2 protein-coding genes and 1 pseudogene are annotated in these 3,366 nt (G+C 64.1%); 1 reads left to right on the plus strand and 2 read right to left on the minus strand.

Going from position 1 to position 3,366, the window contains the following annotated elements; translation table 11 throughout:
* Window positions 1–315: 315 nt before the first annotated feature.
* Window positions 316–1,335 carry a zinc-binding dehydrogenase gene (locus tag A5692_RS01575; protein ID WP_067919913.1) on the plus strand — a complete coding sequence of 340 codons (1,020 nt, stop codon included), beginning with the start codon at window positions 316–318 and terminating at the stop codon, window positions 1,333–1,335.
* Between the two features lie 82 nt (window positions 1,336–1,417).
* Here A5692_RS01575 and A5692_RS01580 read toward each other — a convergent pair whose 3' ends face one another.
* Window positions 1,418–2,617, minus strand: coding sequence for a cytochrome P450 (locus A5692_RS01580; RefSeq protein ID WP_067919911.1), 1,200 nt, complete (start codon window positions 2,615–2,617; stop codon window positions 1,418–1,420).
* A gap of 251 nt (window positions 2,618–2,868) precedes the next feature.
* Window positions 2,869–3,020, minus strand: a pseudogene (locus A5692_RS28770) (acetyl-CoA C-acetyltransferase); the annotation flags it as partial.
* Window positions 3,021–3,366 lie beyond the last annotated feature (346 nt).

Consider the following 3,366-nt stretch of genomic DNA (forward strand, 5'->3'; position numbering starts at 1 on the left):
GTGCACCGCTGGACGGTGGGGCGCAGCGTGATCAAGGCGTTCGAGGCAACGGGCACCACCGCCGGCGCGGCCGGCGGCGACCTCTTCTGAGCAGCGTCACCAGCACAGCGCGACTCAGCCACAGACGACTCGGGCAGGCGTCGACACAGTCGGCTGAGTTGGCTACCGTAGCCGTGTTTGCCGATTCGAAGGAGCCGTCGGCGATACCGAAGCTGTCGCGCGCCAGGGCACCACGCTGCGTGTCAGCGTTCGACACACCAGGGCAACAAAGCAGTCGAGTCCGAGTATCTAGCTATCCAAGAATGGGGTCCAGTGATGCGAGCCGCGGTGCTCCGCCACGGAGCGATGACAGTGGTCGACGACGTCCCTGAACCGGTTCCCGGGCCCGGGCAGGTACTGGTCGAGGTCAAGGCCTGCGGGATCTGCGGATCGGACCTGCAGTTCGCCGCCCACGGCCCCGAGATGGTGGCCATCGCCGAAACCATTGGCGGCGATGCCCCATTCGCGAAGCTCGCTGTCGACCTGAGTCGGGATGTGTATATGGGTCACGAGTTCTGCGCCCAGGTGCTCGAGTACGGGCCTGGCACCGACGGGCCGAAGCGCGGCACCATCGTTACCTCCATGCCTGCGCTGCTGTCCGACTCCGGGATCGAGCCCCTTGTGTACAGCAATACGGCGTCTTGCGGCTTCGGCGAGCGGATGCTGCTGGCCGCGCCGCTGCTGCTTCCCGTACCCAACGGGGTGGCGCCGACCGCCGCGGCCGTCACCGAGCCCGTTGCCGTCGGCGTGCATTCGGTGAGCAAGGCGGCGCTGCGGCCCGGCGAGTCGGCGCTCGTGCTCGGTTGCGGCGGAGTCGGTCTGGCAATCATTGCGGTGCTGCGAGCACGCGGCGTCGAGTCGATTGTGGCGGCTGACCCTTCCCCGCTGCGCCGAACCATTGCGATATCGATGGGCGCGCACCATGCTGTCGACCCCGCCGTGACATCCCCGTTCGATCTCGTCACCCCCGACGTCACGTTTGAGGCCGCAGGAGCGCCGGGGGTGCTCGACGAAGCCATGTGCCGAGCACCGAGCGGCAGCCGTATCCTCATCGCGGGGGTATGCATGCAGGCCGACACCTTGCACATGATTTACGGCGCATCAAAGGAATTGGTGATGACATTCGCCAACGGTTACTCGCCCGAGGAGTTCGGCGAGGCGCTGCGGCTAATCGCCGATGGTGCGATCGACGTTACGCCGATGGTCACCGCCGTCGTCGATCTGAGCGAGATCGGGCAGTCCTTCGTCGACCTGACCGATCCCGGTCGGCAGTGCAAGATCCTGGTCGCTCCCTGACATGACCGCCGACGAAGCACGCTGATCGCGGGCCTTCAAGTGCAGCTCGACACCATCCGGCCCGCGATCAGGCGGGATGAAATCAGGCCGACGGCGTGAACGCCACCGGTAGCTTCAGCGCGGCGCGTACCGCTGCGTTGTTGTATTGCAGCGGTTCAGTGGAGTCGACCGCGAAGTCGGGGATCGCTGCGAGCAGTTCTTCGGTGGCGATCCGCAGTTCGAGGCGCGCCAGGTGCGAACCCAGGCAGCGGTGGGTGCCGCTGGCGAACACGATGTGGTTGGTGCGGCCGCGGTCGAGTTTGACGGTCAGCGGGTCCTCGAAGGCATTCGGGTCGACGTTGGCCGCCGCCCAGACGGCATGGATGGACTCCCCCGCGCGGATCACCAACCCGTCACCGAGGTCTATGTCCTCCTCGGCGTAGCGCAGCCCGGACGGAACCGGTGACTCGTAGCGCATCAACTCCTCGATGGCAGCCGGGATCAGCGAGTGATCGGCGGCCAGCCGGTCACGCTCTTCGGGATGTTGCCCAAGCCAGGCGAAAACGCACGACATCGACGAGGTCACCGTGTCCAGCCCGGCGAACATGAACAGGAACATGATGTTGACCATCTCCTCATCGGTCAACGGCCTGCCGCCGACCTCCGAGTGCAGCAATGTCGAGATGATGTCCGGTTTGGTCTCAGTCTCAGCTTTGCGCTGGGCCAGGAACGTCGCGAAGTACTGGTAGATCTTCATCGCCGAGGCCATCATGTTGGCCTCGGCTTCCTCCATGGTCTCCCCCTGCGGATGGATCACGCCGTCCTTGAACTCTACAAAAAAATCAAGGTCTTCGACCGGCGCCCCGAACAAACGCAGGAATGTCAGGCACGGCAACGGAACGCAGTAGGAGTCGTGCAACTCGGTGTGCCCGGCTGTCTTGAATTGCGCGATCAGTTCCCGGGCCAGCGTACGGATCTGGCCTTCGAGGAAGGCGATCTTCTTCGGGGCGAAGATCGGGTCCAGGAGACGGCGCCACTTGCGGTGGTCCTCCCCGTCGATTTCAAGCGGAATCAGCTTGCCTTCGTGGCCGAAGGAACCACCGCGGCCACCGGTACCGAGAATCCCCGGGTGTCGATTGATGGCCACGATGTCTTCGAGGCGATACAGCGTCACGACACCCTCGACCCGCTCGGCACGGACAGCGGAGGCCTTTTGGTGGTAGATCGGCTGCGGCTCGGCCATATCTTTCACCTGCAGAGTCAGCGGGGCAAAGCGGGGATCGAAGCGTGTGGCTTGCGTCATGGGTACCTCACTGTTGGACCAGGCACGGAGCGTTGACTTTACGTCGTAACGTGATGCATAGCACAGTACCATCTGCGGGTCGCCATCCGATACCGGCCGATGACGTTTCGATCCGCTCAGGTGGGCGCGATTGGCCTCGGAACACTTCCACGCAGCCGTGCGAGTCCTTCGAAAGCCAGGCAACTTGAGCTGAGGGCGATCCGGCAATCAACCGAATTATCTGCCAGAATGGTGGTGCTTTAGTGCGGGTGCACATCGTCAACCGACTCCGGCGCGATACCGGCATGTTCGATCAACCGTTCAGCACCGTGGCCGACAACTCCGCGGCATGAACGCCGGCCAGACCGCCGTTGCGTTTGGCGATTGGGGTCCGGACGGCTGCAGTGATTACGGAGTCGCGCATAGATTCTCGTTCTCCTCGGCGTTGGTATAGCAAGGCCACGTATCGCAAGGTGCAGTGCGAGATCCACCGCCCGCGGCCTTAGCGCCGTCGCGCGCGAATCGGCGACAAAGCGCAGAGGTGCGACCTCCGGCCCCGGCAATTAGCCCAACAGTGCCCTCAATGTTCATTCGAGCCGCTCACAGAAGTTCACCGGGCTGCACTGGCAGTTGATGGCTAGAGGCATGGGCCCGAAACATTGTTGGAGGCCATCGTTGGGTCAAAACAGCTCCCCGCCTGCTGCGGTCGCCGTGGTGCCGGTCGCTTCGTAAGCCTTGACGACGTTGCGCCCGACGGTCCACCGGTGCAC

It is taken from the genome of Mycobacterium sp. E342 (assembly GCF_001667665.1).
Lineage (GTDB): Bacteria > Actinomycetota > Actinomycetes > Mycobacteriales > Mycobacteriaceae > Mycobacterium.